At 42.9% G+C, this 21,435-nt stretch carries 19 protein-coding genes; 8 read left to right on the forward strand and 11 right to left on the reverse strand.

What is annotated here, in order from left to right; translation table 11 throughout:
* Positions 1-107: 107 nt before the first annotated feature.
* The 7 genes from metF to def all read right to left on the reverse strand — a co-directional run bounded on the left by metF (position 108) and on the right by def (position 7,806).
* Complete coding sequence (gene metF, locus BHC43_RS00670; RefSeq protein ID WP_100141395.1) at positions 108-941, reverse strand: methylenetetrahydrofolate reductase [NAD(P)H]; 834 nt, start codon at positions 939-941, stop codon at positions 108-110.
* Positions 942-1,107: 166 nt separating this feature from the next.
* On the reverse strand, positions 1,108-2,379 hold the full coding sequence (locus BHC43_RS00675) for a sigma-54-dependent transcriptional regulator (RefSeq protein WP_100141394.1): 1,272 nt from the start codon (positions 2,377-2,379) through the stop codon (positions 1,108-1,110).
* Positions 2,366-4,468, reverse strand: coding sequence for a sensor histidine kinase (locus BHC43_RS00680; RefSeq protein ID WP_100156192.1), 2,103 nt, complete (start codon positions 4,466-4,468; stop codon positions 2,366-2,368). Before BHC43_RS00680 ends, BHC43_RS00675 begins: the two co-directional genes overlap by 14 nt.
* Before the next feature lie 5 nt (positions 4,469-4,473).
* On the reverse strand, positions 4,474-5,070 hold the full coding sequence (locus BHC43_RS00685) for a DUF4390 domain-containing protein (RefSeq protein WP_100141460.1): 597 nt from the start codon (positions 5,068-5,070) through the stop codon (positions 4,474-4,476).
* A complete protein-coding gene (rsmB, locus tag BHC43_RS00690) occupies positions 5,036-6,289 on the reverse strand; it encodes a 16S rRNA (cytosine(967)-C(5))-methyltransferase RsmB (RefSeq protein WP_100156193.1) in 1,254 nt (417 codons plus the stop codon). Before rsmB ends, BHC43_RS00685 begins: the two co-directional genes overlap by 35 nt.
* A complete protein-coding gene (gene fmt / locus BHC43_RS00695) occupies positions 6,286-7,227 on the reverse strand; it encodes a methionyl-tRNA formyltransferase (RefSeq protein WP_100156194.1) in 942 nt (313 codons plus the stop codon). The genes rsmB and fmt overlap by 4 nt, the downstream gene beginning before the upstream one ends.
* Positions 7,228-7,302: 75 nt before the next feature.
* Positions 7,303-7,806, reverse strand: a complete 504-nt coding sequence (def, locus tag BHC43_RS00700; protein WP_100156195.1) for a peptide deformylase — start codon at positions 7,804-7,806, stop codon at positions 7,303-7,305.
* A 157-nt stretch (positions 7,807-7,963) separates the two neighbouring features.
* On the opposite strand from def, the gene BHC43_RS00705 reads away from it, so the two are divergent.
* From BHC43_RS00705 to BHC43_RS00730, 6 genes are all read left to right on the forward strand, one after another.
* Entirely contained in the window at positions 7,964-9,196 is a 1,233-nt protein-coding gene (locus tag BHC43_RS00705) for a LysM peptidoglycan-binding domain-containing protein (protein WP_100156196.1), read from the forward strand.
* Between the two features lie 967 nt (positions 9,197-10,163).
* The gene (locus BHC43_RS00710; protein ID WP_100156197.1) at positions 10,164-10,910 is read left to right on the forward strand and encodes an MtnX-like HAD-IB family phosphatase; all 747 of its coding nucleotides are present in this window, start codon (positions 10,164-10,166) and stop codon (positions 10,908-10,910) included.
* A 24-nt stretch (positions 10,911-10,934) separates the two neighbouring features.
* Entirely contained in the window at positions 10,935-11,756 is an 822-nt protein-coding gene (locus BHC43_RS00715; protein WP_100141387.1) for an alpha/beta hydrolase, read from the forward strand.
* Between the two features lie 31 nt (positions 11,757-11,787).
* Positions 11,788-12,144 carry an EamA family transporter gene (locus BHC43_RS00720; RefSeq protein ID WP_100141386.1) on the forward strand — a complete coding sequence of 119 codons (357 nt, stop codon included), beginning with the start codon at positions 11,788-11,790 and terminating at the stop codon, positions 12,142-12,144.
* The gene (locus BHC43_RS00725) at positions 12,144-12,551 is read left to right on the forward strand and encodes a DMT family transporter (protein WP_100151964.1); all 408 of its coding nucleotides are present in this window, start codon (positions 12,144-12,146) and stop codon (positions 12,549-12,551) included. The genes BHC43_RS00720 and BHC43_RS00725 overlap by 1 nt, the downstream gene beginning before the upstream one ends.
* A gap of 30 nt (positions 12,552-12,581) precedes the next feature.
* On the forward strand, positions 12,582-13,775 hold the full coding sequence (locus tag BHC43_RS00730; RefSeq protein ID WP_100156198.1) for a DegT/DnrJ/EryC1/StrS family aminotransferase: 1,194 nt from the start codon (positions 12,582-12,584) through the stop codon (positions 13,773-13,775).
* On the opposite strand, the gene BHC43_RS00735 is transcribed toward BHC43_RS00730, so the two are convergent.
* Genes BHC43_RS00735 through BHC43_RS00745 form a run of 3 tightly spaced genes read right to left on the reverse strand, consistent with a single transcriptional unit; the run spans position 13,751 to position 17,193 of the window.
* Entirely contained in the window at positions 13,751-14,641 is an 891-nt protein-coding gene (locus BHC43_RS00735; RefSeq protein WP_100156199.1) for an arginase family protein, read from the reverse strand. The two genes, BHC43_RS00730 and BHC43_RS00735, sit on opposite strands and share 25 nt — an antisense overlap.
* A gap of 1 nt (position 14,642) precedes the next feature.
* Positions 14,643-15,722 carry a GNAT family N-acetyltransferase gene (locus tag BHC43_RS00740; protein ID WP_100156200.1) on the reverse strand — a complete coding sequence of 360 codons (1,080 nt, stop codon included), beginning with the start codon at positions 15,720-15,722 and terminating at the stop codon, positions 14,643-14,645.
* A gap of 55 nt (positions 15,723-15,777) precedes the next feature.
* On the reverse strand, positions 15,778-17,193 hold the full coding sequence (locus tag BHC43_RS00745; protein ID WP_100141381.1) for an aspartate aminotransferase family protein: 1,416 nt from the start codon (positions 17,191-17,193) through the stop codon (positions 15,778-15,780).
* A 379-nt stretch (positions 17,194-17,572) separates the two neighbouring features.
* Here BHC43_RS00745 and BHC43_RS00750 point away from each other — a divergent pair, with 379 nt between their 5' ends.
* Both BHC43_RS00750 and ppk2 read left to right on the forward strand, forming a co-directional pair.
* Complete coding sequence (locus BHC43_RS00750) at positions 17,573-18,778, forward strand: MFS transporter (RefSeq protein ID WP_218966439.1); 1,206 nt, start codon at positions 17,573-17,575, stop codon at positions 18,776-18,778.
* A 169-nt stretch (positions 18,779-18,947) separates the two neighbouring features.
* Entirely contained in the window at positions 18,948-19,814 is an 867-nt protein-coding gene (gene ppk2 / locus BHC43_RS00755) for a polyphosphate kinase 2 (protein ID WP_100151960.1), read from the forward strand.
* Between the two features lie 66 nt (positions 19,815-19,880).
* On the opposite strand, the gene BHC43_RS00760 is transcribed toward ppk2, so the two are convergent.
* Positions 19,881-20,606, reverse strand: coding sequence for a 16S rRNA (uracil(1498)-N(3))-methyltransferase (locus BHC43_RS00760; RefSeq protein ID WP_100156201.1), 726 nt, complete (start codon positions 20,604-20,606; stop codon positions 19,881-19,883).
* Positions 20,607-21,435: the final 829 nt, after the last annotated feature.

Consider the following 21,435-nt stretch of genomic DNA (forward strand, 5'->3'; position numbering starts at 1 on the left):
TCATAAAGATGATAAGGGGCATCATTTTTTAAAACTGTAAATTTGAAATATTAAGAGTTTTTGAAGGGAAGGTAGTTTATGTTTTTAATTTCTGTTTTGGCTTAGGATTAATATCCTAAACGCTGACAGATTGTTGAGACTAAACCAGCCTGATTTAAAGTATAGAAATGCAAACTAGGTGCACCCTGCTGTAGTAAATGGTCACACATTTCAGTAACCACATCCAAACCAAGGGCTTTAATTGATGCGGTATCGTCGGCGTAGGATTGCAGTTTTAACCGTAGCCAGCGAGGAATTTCGGCACCACAGGTTTCAGAAAAACGGGCTAGTTTTGAGAAACTGGCAATCGGCATGATGCCGGGAATAATTGGAATATTGACCCCACGGCTTTGTACTTCATCTACGAACCAAAAATAGCTGTCTGCATTAAAGAAATATTGGGTGATGGCCGAATCGGCACCAGCTTGACATTTTTTTACGAAATGATTGATATCGTCTTCGGCACTGCGCGATTGTGGATGAAATTCTGGATAGGCTGCTATTTCTATGTGAAACCAGTCGCCAAATTCTTGCCGGATAAGTCCTACCAATTCATTTGCATATCGTAGCCCCTGATGTCCAAATCCGACTCCAGATGGAACATCGCCACGTAAAGCCACAATATGGCGGATACCCATATCTTTATAGGTCTGAAGCAGACTGGTCATTTCTTCGCGACTGGCTCCGATACAGGCAAGATGCGGAGCTGCAGCCACGCCATCGTTCATGATATCGGTGATGGTCTGAAGTGTACCGGCACGAGTGGTGCCACCAGCTCCATAAGTGCATGAAAAATATTCAGGTTGATATTGGCTGAGTTGTTTGCGGGTAATACTCAGTTTCCGCCGCCCCTCTTCGGTACGCGGTGGAAAAAATTCAAAACTCAGCGGTGTAAAACTCATGATTGAACAGCCTCTCCAGTTGTTATAGGTAGATATCTAACCATAACGTTTCAGGCAAGGCCAATCAATGCTTTATGTACATATTTTCTTTGAAAAATTCGATGCTTATTATGAATATAATTCATAATCTATTGGTAATGGTTATATAAGTGGTTGCTCAACCGTTTTATTTTTCTGTTTGGCGCCGTGAAAACTGAATACCGAGCTGTTTCAATTTGCGATACAGGTGCGTACGCTCTAATCCGACTTTCTGAGCAACTTTGCTCATGTTATGGCCTTCCTGAGCAATATGGTATTCGAAGTAACGTCGTTCCAGATCTTCGCGCAATTCACGCAGTGGCATATCGAAATTAAAGCCCGTCATGTTTTCCTGCGGGTGATTATGCTTAAATTGGTTCAGTATGGTACTGATGGCATTTACATCGATTTCATTATTTTCTGCGGTCATCATCAGACTTTTGACGACACTGCGCAGTTGTTCCAAATTGCCCGGCCAGTCGTACTGGCGTAATTCATTCAGAGCTGCTGTGGTGAATTTTACCGGTGGAATTTTCTGGCTTTCCGCCAGCTCGTTGGTAATTTGTTCAACTAGAAATACCATATCATCCAACTGTTGACGTAAAGGTGGAATTGGCACTATCAAAGATGAAAGGGTATTGAGCAGTTTGTTGTCCTGTAACGGATCGGTAATCATTTCTTTGATGGGGCGGCTACACACGCATACGATACGGGCATTGTAGCGATCAGCTTTGGTCAGGATAAAGCCGATACTTTGCTGAGTGCTTTTGCCGTACTGGGCAATATCGCCCAGATAAAGAATGCCACCGGTGGCTTTTTGTAATAATTCTATCGGGGCGTCAACAATTTGTTCTACTTTGGATGGTTCTACCCAAGGTGTGGCATTTTTATGAAAAGAGCGGGCTACAAGCTCAAATGGAGAACCCAATTCACCAGTCAGTAACACTGGGGTGCTGAATTTTGCGATGCGTTCCAGTTGCTGATTTAATTCTTTAATCGCAGGGCTATGTCCAAGCTTGTCCAGAGATAGGTTGGAAGCTGCTTGCATTTGCCCGTATTTTAAAGCGCGGTCTACTGAGCTAAGCAGTTTTTGCAGGGAAATAGGTTTTTCCAGAAAATCAAGTGCTCCGATTTTGGTAGCTTCTATTGCAGTATCGATACTGGCATGGCCGCTCATCATCACTACTGGCATGGTAAGCTGTCCCGATTTTGCCCATTCTTTTAGTAAAGTAATTCCATCACAGTCTGGCATCCAGATATCCAGTAACACCATAGCGGGACGGGTTTGCTGGCGTAATTGGCGGGCAGTATCGGCGTTTTCGGCCGTAGTGACGGTATAACCTTCATCTTGCAGGATTTCCGATAGTAAATCGCGGATACCTATTTCATCGTCAACAATTAAAATATCACTGCTTCGCATTTCTATTCACCTGTAATGGTAAGGTTATTTTGACACAAGCCAGTCCGTTTTTCTGATTACTGATCTGGATTCGTCCGCCGTGTTCTTCAATGATTTTTTTGACTACTGGCAATCCCAGTCCGGTACCACCGGGTTTGTCCGTTACATATGGATCGAATGCATGTAATAACATCTCCTGACTGAATGTTTTACCATTGTTGCTCACATAGAAAAGGATATGTTCGTTATTTATTTCGGTTGTTACGCTGATATGGGGTAAAGCATCAGCGCTGGCAGCCTCTACGGCGTTTTTGAGCAGGTTGTGAATAACCTGACGTAAAGCGCCGCTATCGGCGTTAACATACATTACTATCTTACTCAAATTAACCGTAAATGTACAATTACTACCTTCATAAAGTACCAAAACCTCGCGAATTAGTTCATTTAAATCAAGGTTTGTGAATTTTAATGCCGGGGCATGTGCATAATTGCGGAATGCTTCAACCATGTCTTTCATGGCGGCTACTTGTCTAATAATAGTATTGGTGGCACGGTTGAGTATCTGTGCATCCGATTCATTAAGTTTATCACTGAGTTTCCAAGCCAGCCGCTCGGCTGAGAGCTGAATAGGCGTAAGTGGATTACGAATTTCATGTGCCAGCCGTTGTGCTACTTCGCCCCATGCAGCTTCTTTTTGGGCGCTTACCAGTGCAGTAACATCATCAAATACCAAAATAGTGCCACCACCGCTGTCTTCCGGCAGTGGCGTAGCTTTACCCAGCAGTATCAAGGTTTCATCTTTGTGATTATAAGTGATTTGTACAGGTTTGTTTTGATGTTTTGTGGACAAAATCTGCCGAAATACATCGGCCAGCATGGCTGATTGCGGGCTTAGATCGGACAGTTGGTCTATATTTTGCCCTAGAATGGCATCTAGATTTTGTCCGAGGATATTTTCTGCCATCTGATTGTAGGTAATCGGATGGTTATCAGCGTCAAGCGTGACTACGCCAGTGGTCAGACTGTTGAGAATATATTCCAAATAATGGCGTGCAGCTTCTTGCTGTTCACGTGAGTGTCGAAGCTGTACGGTCATGTGATTAAAGAGTCCAGTAAGCTTGCCTAGTTCATCATTGCGGTAAATGGTTTGCTGTACATTCAGATCCCCTTTGGCTACGGCTCTGGCGCCATCTGCAAGAGAAAGAATCGGAGCAACAAACTGACGGGCAAAATATAAGGCTACTAGTAAAGCCAAAACGATTGCCAGCAGGGTAGCCATCAGCAGAGTGGCCAGAAAAAAGGTTTGCAAGCTTTTTTTGGTAAAACTCAGTTCTCCGTATTTGGCATGTGCGGCTTCGATTAAGGTAGCATCCCGCGCCACTTTGGCTGGAATAGGTTGGCGGAAAAACAAGGCCTTGTCGTTGTTATGCCCCGGCAAAATCAGCCAGCCTTGTGCATAAAGTATATTGTTGATGCTTTCAATTTCGCGGATTGAACCCGTGCTATGCAGATGGGACAAAAGATTTGGATTGAGTTCTGGTGTGGGCAGGTGCTTGGGGTTGTATTCGGCAACTAGTTGGCCGTTATGCAGATTGCGAATATTGAGTTGGCTAAACTGTTTATTCTGACCATAAGTTTGTAAAATCGGTAAAACTGGGCTTTGCAATCCATTGGCTGCTATTAATGCAATTTGTATATTGACGGCGCGTCGCACGCTGTTATCTAATTCATAATCCAGAGCTGATTTACTCAAACTAATACTGCGGTTGAGGGCTTCTTCGGTATCGTTACCAAACCATGAATGTATGCTGTGAGAGATGAATTGCGCAGAAACGCCAAACAAAAACAGGCCAGGTAGAACAGCCACCAATGTAAACATTAATGCCAGACGCATGGCAATTTTGGAGCCAAACTCCTGCCGATGCCGACTTTGTAAAAGTTTCCACCAGTAAGAAGCAGCCATCACGGCCAGTGTCAGTACAAGTAAGGAAGCAAATCCGAATGCGAACCAGAAATACTGTGATAAGAAACCAGTATTACCGGTGGCGACAGCCAGAACATACAGAGTCACTACACAGAGTACTGCCATGACCAGAAGTAGCCGTCTCATATTAATTAATCCGCGTTGATAACCAGACGATGCCAGCCGGAATCTAGTTGCCAGTTATGAGAGGTTAGAGCATTGATTTGAAAAGGCTTTGGTAATTGACTGATGCTCAAACTAAGGCGGACATCAGCTCGTACTTCTCCGGCTGATACGCCACTGAGTGTGCCACTACTAAGAACACGCCAGTTTGCTGCTGCACCAATGGCTTTAAGTGCTGTTTCCAAGCTATTATATTCGGTAGAGAACGTTGACCCCATGCTGACTCGATAGCGATTGGTCAAAGGATGATATGCAAGCTTGTACTGGATAAGATTATCACCTGCAATCAGGTTGTTAATCCGGTTGCGGTAGGAGGCAAGAGTAGGAGCGGTGAGCTGGTAGTTGAGGTCGAAGTTTAAGGGAACGCCTTGCGTCAGTGCCTGTTTGAGCTGATCGGGCAGCTGGGTGTTAAAACGGGTATTGATGGAAAGCTGGCCATTGGGGGTAATATAGGCCTGAGCACGCGTGGTGCTTATGCCTTCTGCCTGTGCCAGAGTGATGCTCAGGCAGAGCAGACAGGCAAAAAATAGACTAAATTTTATCGATAAGCGCGTAAAAAAAGCCATCTTGTCTGCTGTTCGGTAACAATACACGTGACAGACGCTCTCGGGCGTCGGAATGTCGGGTTAAAAAACGGGCCAGTTGCTGCTGATTTTCCTCGACAAAAATCGAACAAGTGGCCAATAGCATGCGTCCGCCAGATTTTAATGTCAGCCACAAATTATCCAGTAAAACTTGCTGCTGTAAGGCTGTTTTCTGGCCATCTTGTGGCTGACGCAGCCATTTGATATCTGGATGACGTTTTACTACACCGGAAGCGGTACAGGGTACATCGGCCAAAATGGCATCAAAAGTGTTGTTATCATACCATGAGTGCAGCTCTTTTGCGTCGGCACAATGCAGCTGTGCCTGTTGCTGAAGACGTTGCAGATTATCCTTTACTCGCTGCAAACGCTGAGAATCAATATCTAGTGCTGTGACTTCGCATTCTGCCCATTCAAGCATATGTCCGGTTTTACCACCCGGCGCGGCACAGGCATCCAAAATGCGTTCGCCATTCTGTGGGTTCAGTAATGGAATAGCCTGCTGTGCTCCATAATCTTGTACGGAAACCTGACCATCTGCAAAGCCTGGTAATTTTTGCACAGTTATAGGCTGTTGCAACATGATGCTATGCGTATCCAAAATTTTTGCCGGTATGTCGGCTTTAACCAGTTCGTTCAAATATTGTTCAGCATCGGTAACACGGCGGTTTACGCGCAGGGTCATGGGTGGGTGTTGCTGCATGGCCGTAGCTATATTATGCCAATGTTGAGGATAGTTTTTTTTCAGGTAATTTAACCACCACGCTGGCAGATTGTACCGTGCTTCTTCCTGCTTGTTGGTGGTGGTTATAAGCGTTTCACGCTCGCGCAGAAAACGCCGGAGTAAAGCATTAACCAGCTTCAGATAGCGGCCACCGTTGATTTGACGAGCATTATTCACTGCTTCATTGACCACTGCATGAGTAGCGTTACGGCTGAAATTTAGCTGATACAAGGCAATGATAAGCAGATGATTGATCTCATTAGGAGGAAATGATTTTGTCATTTTTAGTACTAGCTGCTGCAGTAAACCTAAATTCCGCAAGCTGCCGTGACTTAAATCTTGCAATGCACCTTTGTCTGCTGGAGACAGTTCACTATGCTGCTGTATAAGCTGAGTCAGTACTTCACTTAAATTACGACCGCTTAATACTTCTCCTAAGGAGTAGGCTGCCAACTGTTGAGCTCGTGCCATGCTCATGCACTGATCTCCGCTGAGTCCAATCTGCTACCCTCTGGTAAGGTATGTCCACTCTGAAATGAAGCTACAGACATGGCTTTACTGCCTGCCTTTTGAATTTCCTGAATGCTGATGGCACCTGTGCCACAGGCAATAATCAGTTCATGTTCGTTGCTATGCAAGACAGTACCTGCCGCACCAGAATGTGCGGTGATGTTTGCCTGCCAGATTTTTAATGGTTTATCTTGCCAGATAGTCCAAGCTCCGGGTACGGGGTTAAAGGCACGAATTTTGCGGACAATTTCAGTAGCCGGTTGACACCAATCGATTTGTGCCTCTGCTTTGGTTAATTTCTGGGCATAGGTAACACCCGTCTCACTCTGAGGAATAGCTTGTAAACGCTCAATCTGTCGTAAATCAGCAACAATCGCAGTGGCACCTAAATGCATTAAAGCATCGTGTACGGTAGCTGCCGTATCATCAGCACCTATAGTGTAGTTATGGCGGCTGATTATCGCACCGGTATCCAGACCAGCATCCATTTGCATGATACAGACGCCGGTTTCTTTATCGCCAGCTTCGATGGCGCGCTGGATGGGCGCCGCACCGCGCCATCGTGGTAAAAGAGAAGCATGAATATTTAGACAACCGTACTTAGGTATTTCCAATACAGCCTGCGGCAGTATTAATCCGTAAGCTGCTACAACCATCACATCTGCATTCTGTTCCTGTAATATGGCCTGTGCTTCCGCCGTCTTAAGTGTTGCAGGCTGAATAACGTTAAGTCCGTGTGTCAAGGCGGCTTTTTTTACCGCGCTTGATTGTAGTTTTAAACCGCGGCCACTGGGACGATCTGGCTGGGTTAAAACCAATGGCACTTCAAAACCGGCAGCAACGATGGCATTAAGTGCGGCTGCAGCAAAATCAGGAGTACCAGCAAATATTACAGAAGGCTTCATACAACAAATCCACAATGTATCACCGCAAGTATTTATTACTGGCGATACAGTTAACAGGTCAGACAAAAGGTCAAATTACATTTTTTCGCGGGCGCGTTTTTTCAGTTTGGTTTTTATGCGATTCTGTTTTAATGGCGACAGATATTCGACAAATACTTTACCAGCAAGGTGATCAAGCTCATGCTGGATACAGATGGCCAGCAAGCCCTCTGCTTCCAGAGTAAATTTTTCACCATGCTCATTATATGCTTCAACCGAGATACGTTCAGAGCGGTGTACCATTTCATAAATGCCTGGTACGGAAAGACAGCCTTCTTCATATTCGGTATCACCCTCACGGGCAGTTATTACCGGATTAATGAAGACTCTGAGTTCATTACGTTCTTCGGAGAGATCCATCACTACTACACGTTCATGAACATTTACCTGAGTGGCAGCCAAACCGATTCCTCTGGCCTGATACATGGTCTCGGCCATATCCTGCACTAGTGTGCGGATTCTGTCATCAAATTGAGTCACAGACTGCGCAACAGTATGTAAACGCTCATCAGGATATTGTAAAATGTTTAATAGAGCCATTATGTGTTTAATTCCTTGTTCAATCTGACCTGTTTACATGATGGCAAAACTGGATTTTTAAAGATTGTTGATATAGATTCAGGTAAACTGGCACTTATATCCATACTATGTCATATAACAACTATTTAAAACAGTAATTTCCCTAAGGATACTTTACATGCATAAACATATTATAACTCTGCTGTGTACACTGAGTATGGCCATATCCGCACCTGTGATGGCAAAACTGAAAATTCGTCCAGATGCACCAGCGCAATATGTAGTCAAAAACGGCGATACACTGTGGAGCATATCCGGTAAGTATCTTTATAGCCCATGGCAGTGGCCCAAGCTCTGGGGCTCTAATCGTAGTCAAATTCATAATCCGCAAAGGATTTATCCAGGGCAGGTATTGTCTTTGCGCTATGTAGATGGTCAGCCTCGTCTTGGCTTTGATAACAGTGCGGGAATTCCAACGATTAAGTTGGAGCCGAAAATTCGTAATCTATCTTCTGGTTATGGCATCAGTACTATAGATGTTGATTTTTTCAGAATGTTTATGCAGCATCCGCAGGTCATTGATAAGGAGGAGACCAGAAATGCGCCACGATTAGCTGCGGGACCGGAAAACAGAATATTGTTTTCTAAAGGGGATAGAGTTTATGCAGATCGCCAACTTGAACCAGGCCGCTATCTAGTTTATCGCATTGAACAGAATGTTACCGACCCAGATACGCATAAATATCTTGGTCAGCTAGTACGCTTCAGCGGTGAAGTTGCTACTTTAGCGGGACAAAACAGTGCTCTGAACGAGCGAAGCTCGGATGAAGCTGCCAACTTACCCAAAGATGAATATTATACACGTGTGAATCCATTGATTAAATTACCAACACGTACCGCACAGCCAATGGTTGTGACTAATATTGCATCTGAAATCAATAAGGGCGATTATCTGTTAAAAATTACAGATGAGCATGATCCGTTTCAAATGATGCCTCATGCACCTAATACTCAGGTTAAGGGCAAAATTGTGTCTGTAATGGATGGTATACAGGAAGCTGGCCCTTATCAGACAATTACTATTAATTTGGGTAAAAATGACGGTATAGATAAAGGCACTGTATTGAGTTTGTATACTAAAAGTCGTCAGTTTAAAGCAGGATTTTCGACAGATTCAAAATCATCACGCAACGTATTTAAATATTTAAGTATTCCTGCTGAGGAGGTTGGTCTGGCAATGGTATACCGTGTGAGTGATAATTTATCTTCTGCATTGATTATTAGTGCATCTAATGCAGTTCAAATAGGTGATCTAGTAATGAATCCTGGACATGATATGGATGATGTCCGTCCTGAGTCAGCACATGTATTCGGTTTGCAAAATGCTGAACCTAAAATGACTGACGATTAAAGACCTATATGATGCAGATTCTTCAGAAAATTGCATATAATCAAATATGATTATAAAAAAAGTGCGGAATGGCTATTTCGCACTTTTTCTGCCTTATGAGGATTAGATGAATAAATATGTAAATCAGATAGATAGATTTTTCGGGCTGATAAATCATTCTCATATTTCGAAATAGAAATTTATCAGTTATTTGCCAATTTGTCTTTGTCGATCAAACCGTTCAAATCTTTTTTTACATTTTAAAAATTTTCTGTTTGAATTTTTTCGTGAAACAAGCCAATTACCAAGAAATCCATTTATTTTTCTAAAATCTCTTTGACCTTTAATACTAATCCAGTTCCTTATATGTGAAATGATTTTGCAATTCGCTTCAATAAAATGATTTTATGCTGACCAATGCATTAATAGCTTATTTTGTAAAAATAATATAATTTAATCAATTATTTGTTCTTTGATATTGCAAAAATAACAATTGATATTATTTCGAGTCACAATTTTCAATGATAATTTTATAGATACATTAATTACGTAGGTTTGATTTCTGGATGAAATGTTTTAGAATACCCAGTTTATTTGCCAAATATTTCTCAAATATTTCAGTAATCTGAATAGAAGTGTGTCTGATAAGTGCAGGAATTGGGATGAATGTATAGTGGATAATTACAATCTACTGTCAGAGCTATAGCATATTTCTGCAATTATTTCTGTGGGCAACGGAATGTTGCTGTGAAGCTTTATTTGAAATAAATATTAAGTAAATCAGTCGATTTTGATTTTAGTTGCCATAATCTCAGGTTGGTAAATCAGGATTGTTGCTGCTTGCATAAATAGTAGCAGCGTGATTATGTAAACCGGACGTGCTGGTTATGCTTTTCGCACGATTGTATTCAATCAATTTAAATAACCCACTCTTTATCCCTTTTACAATACTAGCCTGTTTTCGTTTGTAATTTATACACGGAATGATATGAGTTGTTTTACACCCATTGTTGAAAATAAGACTGGTCTGAAATCTTTATTTCAGGCAACTGATTTGTATCAGTATGCTGTATTGTGTGATTTTGATGGTACCATCAGTGAGAAAGATGTTACTGATACATTGCTTGAACATTTTGGTAACGATACATGTATCCAATTGGAGAAGCAATGGCAGGAAGGCATGATTGGTTCGCGAGAATGCATGCGTCAGCAGATTGCTAATATGGACGCCAGTCTGTCCGAGCTGGACAATGTACTCACAACAATCCGCATTGATCCGGCTTTCAGCAAGTTTATTCATTTAGCTCGTAACATGCATTTGAATGTGCATATCGTCAGTGATGGGTTGGATTATGCTATTCGGTCAATTCTGAATCGCTACGGCTATGATTTTCTTCCTATTTATGCTAATCGATTATTGCATAATCAACAGCGGGGTTGGCAGCTGGAATTTCCTTATGCTAATGAGCACTGCCTTAAAGCCAGTGGAAATTGCAAATGTCAACATCGTCAGAAATTGTTTGGTTTTCAGAAAGTTTTTTATGTCGGCGATGGTACTTCGGATTTTTGTGTGGCCGATAAAGTCGATCTGGTTTTTGCCAAGGATAAACTGATTGATTTCTGTCAGCAGCGGGGTATCCAGTACTATCCGATTCAGGATTTTGGTGATGTTTCAGCTATTCTGCCTAATTTGATTGAAGAACCGGTAGAAAATTATTGCCTGTCTCCAGCCTAAAGTATCATCCGCCGATTTGTTATTATGATTCAAGATTCCTCCTATTTTTTACCCGGTAATCACAATGGTGTGCTACTGATCCATGGTTTGACCGGTACGCCGAATGAAATGCGTATTCTGGCTAAAGGATTGCATCAGGCCGGCTTTACTGTCTATGCTATGCAGCTAGCGGGACATTGTGGTGATGAAGCTGATTTATGTCAGACTAGCTGGCGTGACTGGTATGCTAGTGTGCAGGAAGCCGCTCAGTTTTTACGGGAGCGTGTTGATAACCTGTTTGTTGCGGGATTATCCATGGGTGCATTGCTGGCTTTGAAGCTGGCTGCTGATCAGCCCGAGCTAGTAAAAGGAGTTGGTGTCTATGGGGTGACGTTCAGCTATGATGGCTGGTCTATTCCGTTATGGGCAAAACAGCTTTTTGTTCTGCTGCCTGTTTTAAAAAAACTGCATTTATTCCAAAAAACTTCTTTTATCGAAAAGCCACCGTACGGTCTGAAGGATGAACGTATCCGTGCCACGGTGGCTGCTAGTATGTTCAGTGGTGACAGTGCTAGTGCCGGTTTGGCAGGTAATCCGTTTCCTGCTCTGGCAGAAATGCAAGCGTTGGCCAAACTGATGCGTCAGCAGCTTTCACAGGTAAAAGCACCCTGTTTGATTATGCATTCAGGTCATGATGATATTGCTAATATCAATACCAATGCGCGACTAGTGGAAAAACACGTAAGTGGTCCTACGCGATTTGTAGTGCTTGATGACAGCTATCATCTAATTACTATAGACAGGCAGCGGCGGGAAGTAATTAATCAATCAGTAGCTTTCTTTGAAAATATTGCGCAATCAGCTTAGAAAGTTTTCCTGTTGCAGAAAGAATGATTGTATGTCCCTGATTGTTTTTGTGCTGTGGTTTGCCAATATCTGTTTTGATACCCTTGGCCAAACAGCGTTTAAATATGCAGCCATCGCACCTAATAACCGCGATGGTTGGTATTACTGGATTGATTTATTTTGTAATTATTGGCTGTGGATTGGTATTGGTTCCTATGTGGCCGAATTTTTATTATGGCTGGCGTTTTTAAGTCAGGTACCATTATCACAGGGCATATTGCTTGGCTCAATTAATATTATTGTGCTGATGCTGGTAGGACGTCTTCTGTTTCAGGAAAAGCTCACCCGTTTCCGGCTTCTTGGCATGTTCTGTATCACCATTGGTGTAGTGCTGGTAGGAGCTTCATAATGCGTAAATTTTATTTAATCGGCTTTGCACTTTTATTATTATTTGACACTCTGGGACAGAGCAGTTTTAAACTCACAGCTATTCATGCACAGCCACTTGAAGCCAACCTCGGTTGGATTTTAAGGGTCTTTACCCAGCCATGGGTCTATATTGCTATTGCTGGCTATATCGGCGCTTTTTTTACTTGGATGGCTTTACTGAAAAAGGCGCCGGTCGGCCCAGCTTTTGCTGCTTCGCATCTGGAAGTAGTAACAGTCATGCTGGTTTCAGCTTTTCTTTTTCATGAACATATTACGGCCATACGCATTATTGGTGCAGTATTTATTGTGGGTGGTATCATCTTTCTGGCGTTGGCAGAAAAAGAAATTGTCCAGAATGAAAATCGTCACGATGATGAAACCTGTTGACTACTTCAGGTCTAAATTTTAGTGCCGTTTATGTTTAACTATTATGAAAATCCGCCTACCGCCGGCTTACCGCTGCAATGGCGGGACTGGCTGCCGGTAAAATCATCGTTGGCAGACAAATTAAGCACACGCTTTAACTTGCCACCATTACAACTAACCTGTTCGGGTACGGCAGCGCTGGTAATAGCGTTAACTACGCTAGCTCATCAACAGCCTGAGCGTAAAACTGTAATCGTACCTGCCTATACTTGTCCGCTGGTAGCATTAGCTATCCATCATTGTGGTTTGCAGATACAGCTTTGCGATTTAAAACCCAACAGTATTGATTTGGAGACCGCGCACTTAACTAATTTATTGAATGAAAAAGTGCTGGCGGTCATTCCAACTCATCTGGGCGGGCGGGTCTCTGATGTTGCTAGTGTTAAAAAGTTAGCCCAATTTCAACAGATAACGGTAATCGAAGATGCTGCGCAAGCTCTGGGCGCAGAAGTCGGTCAATACGGTGATGTGGTTCTATTCAGTTTGGCTGCCGGTAAAGGTTTGACCATGTATGAGGGTGGATTACTTACCGCTCCCGAAACTCAATTGCGCAAGAGCTTACAAAAAACTGCCAATAAACTATTACCACAACGTTTTAAATGGGAATTCCTGCGTATACTACAACTATTAGGATATACTGCTTTATATCATCCTGCCGGTCTGCATTTTGTCTATGGCCGCGGCCGGCGCAAAGCTTTGCGTCAGCAGCAATGGATTGCAGCAGTAGGCGATGATTTTGATTTCGACATTCCTATGCATCGGGTAAGCCATATACGGCAACATGTTGCCACCAATGCCTTCCAGCGGTTACCGGCATTTTTGCAAACATTACACCTACAAGCGCAACAGCGGATTCAGCAGTTGCAGAAAATCAGCGCTATACAAGTTATTGTTGATCAGTATGGTCAGGGAGTGTGGCCTTTTTTAATGGTGTTAGTGCCGACTAATCAACAGCGTGATGCTATTTTAAAAGAGTTATGGACTAGCCCCTTGGGCGTAACCCGCTTATTTATCCATACACTGGCGCAGTACGATTATTTACAGCCGATTGTACCAAAGGAATCCACACCCAATGCTGAAGATTTTGCGGCTCGTATGTTAACCATTACCAATAGCCCTTGGCTGACAGATGCGCAATTTGAGCAAATTTGTGCAATTATTCAGCGTGTGGTTTGCGGGTGCTGAACTAAAGCTGAGAGTAACTGCTGATTGACAGCATGGTGCTGTTGCTGCCATACAGATAGCGTGGCTTCCGGAATTGGTTCCTGTTTGTCCATAGCACTCAGAATACGTTTAAGCCAGCTTGTATATTTCCATTGTGAAACTTCGCCAGTTATATCACTACCAATAATGCGTTGATTTAGCGAATTTATTACGGACAATAAATGGTTAAGCTGCATACGTCCCTGATCCCAGTTAGTCTGCACCACATCCTTAGCTAGCACATCCTTATCAATCGAAACATATACAGGTCTGGTATTTCGTTGCTGTGCTTGAATAAAAGCACTAACCAGCTCTTCCGGGGATGCAAAACTGCGAAAAGCATGGCTCAAACCGATTTTTTTAGCCCAGCCAATTTTTACATCCATATTCCAGTAGGTAAGTTTGCCCTGAAATAATGGAGCTAGCCGGTTTTCCCAGCTATGAGCAAAGCCAATATCTTTGGAAGTAATACCTAGCACATGCACATGGCTGACAAAAGGCAATTGCGCCACATAGCTCACCCAGGAACCACAATGAATCCCGAACAGATAGCGCATGTTGTCTGGATGGTTATCAAAAATAACCACTTCTATCGGTTTTGAAGCAGTAAAATATTGTTGTAAACGTTTTATAAGCAACAGCGAAACATGATGATAATCACCGCTGCCCATCAAAACTGTGCCATAGTGTTCCGGTAACTTTTGCTCGAGTTCTTGCTTCAGCTGGCTAAAGCGAGCGTGCAAACATCCAAAACGAATAGCCTCCTGCCATTGCTCTAGCTCAATTCTGACAGCATCGGGTATAGTGCCAGTGCTGTTGTCAAAATCCAGAATAACCGTTTTATTCATACTATCTGCCGTCCTGATTATCCTGCTTATGTGCTTCCTGCCAGTTTTTATCTTGCTCAAAACGACTACTGAGTTTACTAAGCAAAGCACGCAAAACTGGGTTGCGGACATACACCATGTGTTTGGTAAAAGTAAACTGAGCGCCTAAAGAAGCCTTAACCTGCGGATCTGTCCAGCCGGCTATATAAAACTTCAAACCTTGCTCTCTCGCATACTCCAGATTGTAAAACCAGCTTAGATAATACAGATTCAGTTCGCGTGCCAACGGATAAGCAAAACCAATATATTTATCTACCAGCATATTATTGAGCACAAAGCAAATATTGTAGCCGACCATTTGCTGCTGATAATGATAAGTGAAAATTCTGGCCTGATTATTACCGTCCTGAAGCAACCTACGGAAAAAATCCCGCGTTAGTAAATCAAAATGTACATCACTTTGATTGTAAACATTTAAATACAGCTGATAATACTGCTCTAAAACTACTTCATCTTGAAAGCAAACATCTCCACTATGCAAGCAGCTTATTTCAACTAGGGTTTGAGTTTTCAGCTTACGGCGAAAATTTTTACGTCGTTTATAGGATAAGCGCCCTAGATATTCATTAATATCCTGAAAATCAATCGGCACCCAAGCTAGCGCCTGACCTTCCACTTCAATCAAACCTTGTTGCTTCAAAGTCAGAATCAGCTCGTTTGCATACTCATTTGCTTCTTTATTTAATAATGGTGATTGTTGAGGAATATCTTTCACAATCAGCAGCGGATATTTTTTGCCATAACTTTGTAATATTTCTTTTGCCAGTTGCTGAGCCGGTTGTTGTGGTGAAAACAGAGCATACTCAGATACTGTTGTTCCGATAAAACAGGTAAGAGGGTGTAGAAAACGCTGCCACCAATCAAAAAAAGGCCAATGCCGTATCTTCTGTTGAAAATCGGTATCAGCAGTCGTGAGCAAATCAAAGCGTGTCGCAAAAGCAGGCACGCCGTTTGATAGTTCCCACGCGCTGAAATTGAGGGGTGGGCAGGCCAGAAATGTTTCCACCAGCTCGTCCGGTTCCAGTTGACTTAGATATTTCATATAATCTCAAAGGGCAGCCAGCTAAAACGATTGCTGAGCTGCCGTATACCGTAGCTTAAGCGTTCAGCTCTTTTTTAGCCCGCGTAATCAATTGATCCAGCAACTCAATGCCCTGATCGATTTCCGCCCTAGTAATATGTAATGACGGTGCAAAAGTAATTACATTCTTATAATAACCACCAATGTCCAGTACCAGCCCCATTTTCTGACCGTGCCAGTCCAGATCACCAGACATACCGATGTCGACCATCTTATCCACCAAAGCCTTATTCGGAGTGAAACCATCTTCAGTACAGATTTCTGCCCGTAGAGCTAAACCCAGACCATCTACTTCGCCAATTTCTTTATGGCGTTGTTCCAGCGTTTTCAGGCCTTCAAGGAAGTAAGCTCCACTTTCCATCACCATTTTTTCGTAATCAACTTCCGCCATCATCTTGAATACCTCAAGGCCAACAGCCGTACCCAAAGGATTAGAGGCAAAAGTTGAATGTGTAGAACCAGCCGGAAATACTTGCGGATTAATCAATTCTTCCCGCGCCCACAAACCACCCAGAGGATTCATACCATTGGTGAGTGCCTTAGCAAATACCAGCATATCAGGCTTAACATCAAAATGCTCGATTGACCATAACTTACCAGTACGGTAAAAGCCCATCTGGATTTCATCCACCACCAGCAAAATTCCATATTGGTCCAAAACTTTTTTCAGACCTTTAAAATAATTACGTGGTGGCACAATATAGCCGCCCGTACCTTGCAGCGGTTCCACATAAAAGGCTGCATATTCAGCCTGGCCTGCTTTCGGATCCCATACACCATGGTATTCCGTTTCAAACAAGCGAGCAAAATCAGCCACTAGATGTTCACCATATTCCTCAGCCGTCATTCCTTTAGGACGGCGAAACGGATAGGGAAACGGAATAAACATCGCGCGATCACCAAAGTGTCCGTAGCGACGGCGATAACGGAAGCTGGAGGTAATCGAAGAAGCGCCCAGCGTACGGCCGTGATAGCCACCTTCAAACGCAAACATTAGCGAACGGCCCTCACAAGCATTACGAATGATTTTCAGTGAATCTTCAATACACTGAGAACCACCAACGTTAAAATGTACCCGTCCATCATGGCCAAACTTGCGTTTCATATCCAGAGCAATGGTTTTAGCCAGCTCAATCTTGGTAGGATGCAGATACTGACTTGCACACTGCGGCAAACTGTCAACCTGTTGTTTCAGTACATTATTCAATCGCTCATTGGCATAACCGAAATTGCAGGCCGAATACCACATCTGTAAATCCAAATACGGCTTACCATCCTTATCGTACATATAGCTGCCTTCACAGCCATCAAAAATTTTCGGTGGATTAACATAATGAACCGTATCACCGAAAGAGCAATACTTAGCCTCATCAGCCAGCAACTGCGCATCATCCAGACGATTTTCAAGGGTTTGAGCACTGGGCTTACTCATCATTCATTCCAATCAAATAAAATTAAACAGTATATAAAAAGTACACGATTAAACTTATTATATCCTGCTATAGCAACGTAACTGTAAGAAACAATGGCCTCCTAACCCTAAAAAAACAATAACAATCGCAAATTAAATTATCTTTGCATTAAAATAAATATTTCCAACACCACAAAACAGCGTACAAAATGGTTGCAACAGCATAAAAATTACTCAAAAAACTTCATCGCATTTTCTGCATCATAACCATTACACCAACCCATTCAAAAAATGCCAAGAAATTTCAGAAAAAATCCGTATTTTTACTTATGATTCTCAATCAGTTAGACTAAAACAAATCAACCATACAACAGATTCAGCAGCATCAATGCTGAACCACATGCCTATGAATACAGAACTCAACCGCATTCTACATCCCCGCTGGCTCCTGTTTGCCCTTGCCGTTGGCGGCTTTGCCATCGGTACCACTGAATTTGCTACCATGAGCGTATTACCTTACATTGCCAGCGGACTGAACATCAGCGAACCCACAGCCGGTCACTTAATCAGTATCTATGCACTTGGTGTCGTTGTAGGCGCACCCGTAATAGCCATATTTGGCGCTCGGTTCAGCAGGCGAAGCCTACTACTGGTGCTCATGGCTTTTTTCTCTCTGGCTCATCTGGGTACCATGCTTGCTCCTGATTACAAAAGCATGATGCTGTTCCGCTTTTTAAGTGGCTTGCCGCATGGCGCCTACTTTGGCGTAGGTGCGTTGGTTGCCGCAGCCATGGTACAGCCGGAAAAGCGTACACAAGCAGTCGGATTAATGATGATTGGCTTAACCATAGCCACTACTGTTGGCGTACCCTTAAGCAGCTGGCTGGCACAGGCCTTAGGTTGGCGTGTCGTTTTTTTAATTGTAGCTATACTGGCAGCCATCACCGTTATCCTTGTAGCCGTTTTTCTACCACCTCACTGTATGCAAGGTGGAGACAGCAGTGCGGTGCGCGAACTAGGTGCACTGACTAACCGGCAGATATGGCTGACTCTTGCCATAGGCGCCATAGGATTTGGCGGCATGTTCGGCATCTACGCCTATATGGCCTCAACTCTCGAAAACATCACAGGCATGTCACCCCGAAACGTACCATTAGTTATGTGTCTCTACGGCGTAGGCATGACCATTGGCAATATCATCGTACCGCGGCTAGTAGGCCGCCACGTCATGACTGGTCTTGCATGGTTACTCGTTTGGTCTGCAGCCATGTTAGCCTTGTATCCTTTTGCCGTGCATTATCCCTACTGGGTATGTATACAGGTTATCCTGATAGGTATGAGCGGTGCCGTTGGTACCTTGCTGCAAATCCGCCTTATGGATGTAGCCAAAGATGCCCAAACATTGGCCGCAGCATTAAATCACAGCGCCTTTAACGCTGCCAATGCACTAGGCCCTTATCTTGGAGGACTGACCATAGCTGCTGGCTGGGGTTGGACCAGCACAGCATGGGTTGGCGTCACGCTGGCGATCATTGGCTTGATTGTGTGGTGGATTACCGTACGAGATGAACAGCGCATAAAGATTAAAAATGATAATGGCAACTGATTAAGTGGATTCTAATAAAGTTTGAAACGTAGACTAAGCAGATATAAACAAACGTATAAGACGTTAATGTAAAAAAGCGTAACTAAAGTTGCAAACAATTGTTAATATTAATATTCTGTGTATAACAGTAAAATTTATTTAACTATTAACAAACATCAAAGGGGTAATCATGATAGACAAACAACAACCACTAACTGATGCACTCAATATAGATCAGTCTCAACCTCAAAATGACAGCCGAATTGACAAAAAGCACAAACAAAAAAAACTTACCAAAAAGAAATACTACAAAGAACTGGAAAAATTACAGGGAGAGATGGTTGCCCTACAAGAATGGGTAAAAGAATCCGGCCAAAAAGTATGCATCATTTTTGAAGGTCGTGACGGAGCAGGTAAAGGAGGCGCTATCAAAGCACTTACCGAAAGAGTCAGCCCGCGCATATTTCAGGTAGTAGCTCTTCCTGCGCCCAGTGAGCGCCAGAAAAGCCAGATGTACATGCAGCGCTATATTCCACATTTACCCGCTGCCGGAGAAGTCGTTATTTTCGACCGCAGCTGGTACAACCGTGCCGGTGTTGAACGCGTAATGGGATTCTGCACCGAACAGGAAAGTAAAGAGTTTCTAGAAATCATTCCGTTCATGGAAAAAGCCATCATCAATTCTGGCATCATCCTGCTCAAATACTGGCTTGAAGTAAACATGAAAGAACAAGAAAAACGCATGCTTGGTCGCATAAACGACCCGCGTAAAATCTGGAAATTGTCACCCATGGACATCAAATCCTACAGCCGCTGGTACGATTATTCCCGCGCACGCGACGAAATGATCATGACCACTGATACCTCATGGGCACCGTGGTATATCGTAGACTCCAACGACAAAAAAAAGGCTCGGCTCAACATCATTGAACACGTCCTTAGCGAAATTCCGTATAAAAAAACACCGCGCAAAAAAGTCGAATTACCTAAACGACAAGATAAAGGCGATTACCAAGAACCCAACTATCCCTATCGTTACATACCTGAAAAATACTAAACATAATATCAGCCAGTTGCTAAAACAGACTGGCTGAATTTTTCAAGTTCACAAAGCTAATTCCCTTTACCCACGGAAATCCCCCCATAATGTCTGCATAGCCGCCAGTGCCGCCAGAGAAGCCGTTTCCGTACGTAATACTCGCGGTCCTAAGCTGAATGCCGAAAACCCATACCGGGTCGCTTGTTCTTCCTCAGATGCGCTCAGCCCACCTTCAGGACCAATTAACAACGTCACCGCATGGGGCTGAGAAAATTCATTCAAAGCCAGCGGCCTACGCAAACTCATTAGCAGCTTCAAATCAGCATCAGCCACACCTTCCAATGCACTGGTTAAATCCATAATAGGCCTAATTTCCGGCACAACAGTTCGCCCGCATTGCTCACATGCTGCAATGGCAATATCCTGCCAACGTTCCCGCTTTTTCGTTGCTCGTTCACCACCTAAACGCTGACTGCTTCGTTCAGACAATACCGGCTGAATCACAGATACACCAAGTTCTACGCTTTTCTGAATCGTCATATCCATCCGCTCACTGCTCGACACTGATTGCAGCAGTGTGGTTGTCAAAGAAGACTCAACCTTAACGGTTTTACAGTCATGAATCTTCACATCCACATTTTTCTTGCCCATAGACATAATTTCAGCCTCATACACCAGACCTTGACCATCAAACAACTCAATCAGTTCTCCCGGCTGACAGCGTAAAACTTGTACATGGCGAGCAGTCGTATCAGGTAAAGAAAAAGCATTTACTTCACACACATCTGCAGGAACATAAAAACGAGGCATAATCGTAAAATCACTATAAATAAAGAATAGCGCTAGCTACAAAAACAAATTATAAGCTTAAATCATAAGCACAAATATCGACCAGCACACAATAACAAGAATTGAACAACATAATAAGAACTCATCAGAGTTACATAGCAAGATATCTAAAAAAATAAACCACAACAAATAAAAATAATTAATCTATAACTTATGAATAGCACATTCAGGGTACTTTGCTTAAAAAATAACAAAAACTTCAAAGAACAAAATAAACTATACCCTTCAAACATGCATATCCCGCACTATTTGGATCTATTTATCCCTTTTCCTTAAACTTAAAAGCATTAAATCTGAATCATAAAATAAGCGATAATTAAGAAAACAGCATCAATAAATTAGAATAATAAAAAAGAAAGAACCAACCCAATAATTACCTAACTCAGCAAGTGCAACAAAAGCAGTAAAGCATTCTTATCGTCAAAAAAGATACTTAAAATTGCAAAAAAATCCGACCCATTTACTGAACCAATTGCAACACGGATTTGGATAAAGTTAAAGAAAGCTTATATGGGTAACCAGACGATACCTCAGTTAGATAACAAAATTAATGCAGTAAAAAGTCATCAAAAGGATGAAATAGAAACGAAGAACTAAATTAGGATCAAACCAAGGGTGAAGGCAAAAAAAATAAAACTTATTAAAACAGCGATTTGGTGGATTAGACAAAAATAAGCGGAGGAAGTAGTTGACAGGGTGTATGCAGGGGCGTATAGTTCGCCTTCTTCGCTGAGACGCGAGCCGAAACGAACGAAACAGTTTAAAGTAGAACGCAGTCGAAAGCAACGCT

It is taken from the genome of Snodgrassella alvi (genome assembly GCF_002777855.1).
GTDB classification, from domain to species: domain Bacteria; phylum Pseudomonadota; class Gammaproteobacteria; order Burkholderiales; family Neisseriaceae; genus Snodgrassella; species Snodgrassella alvi_E.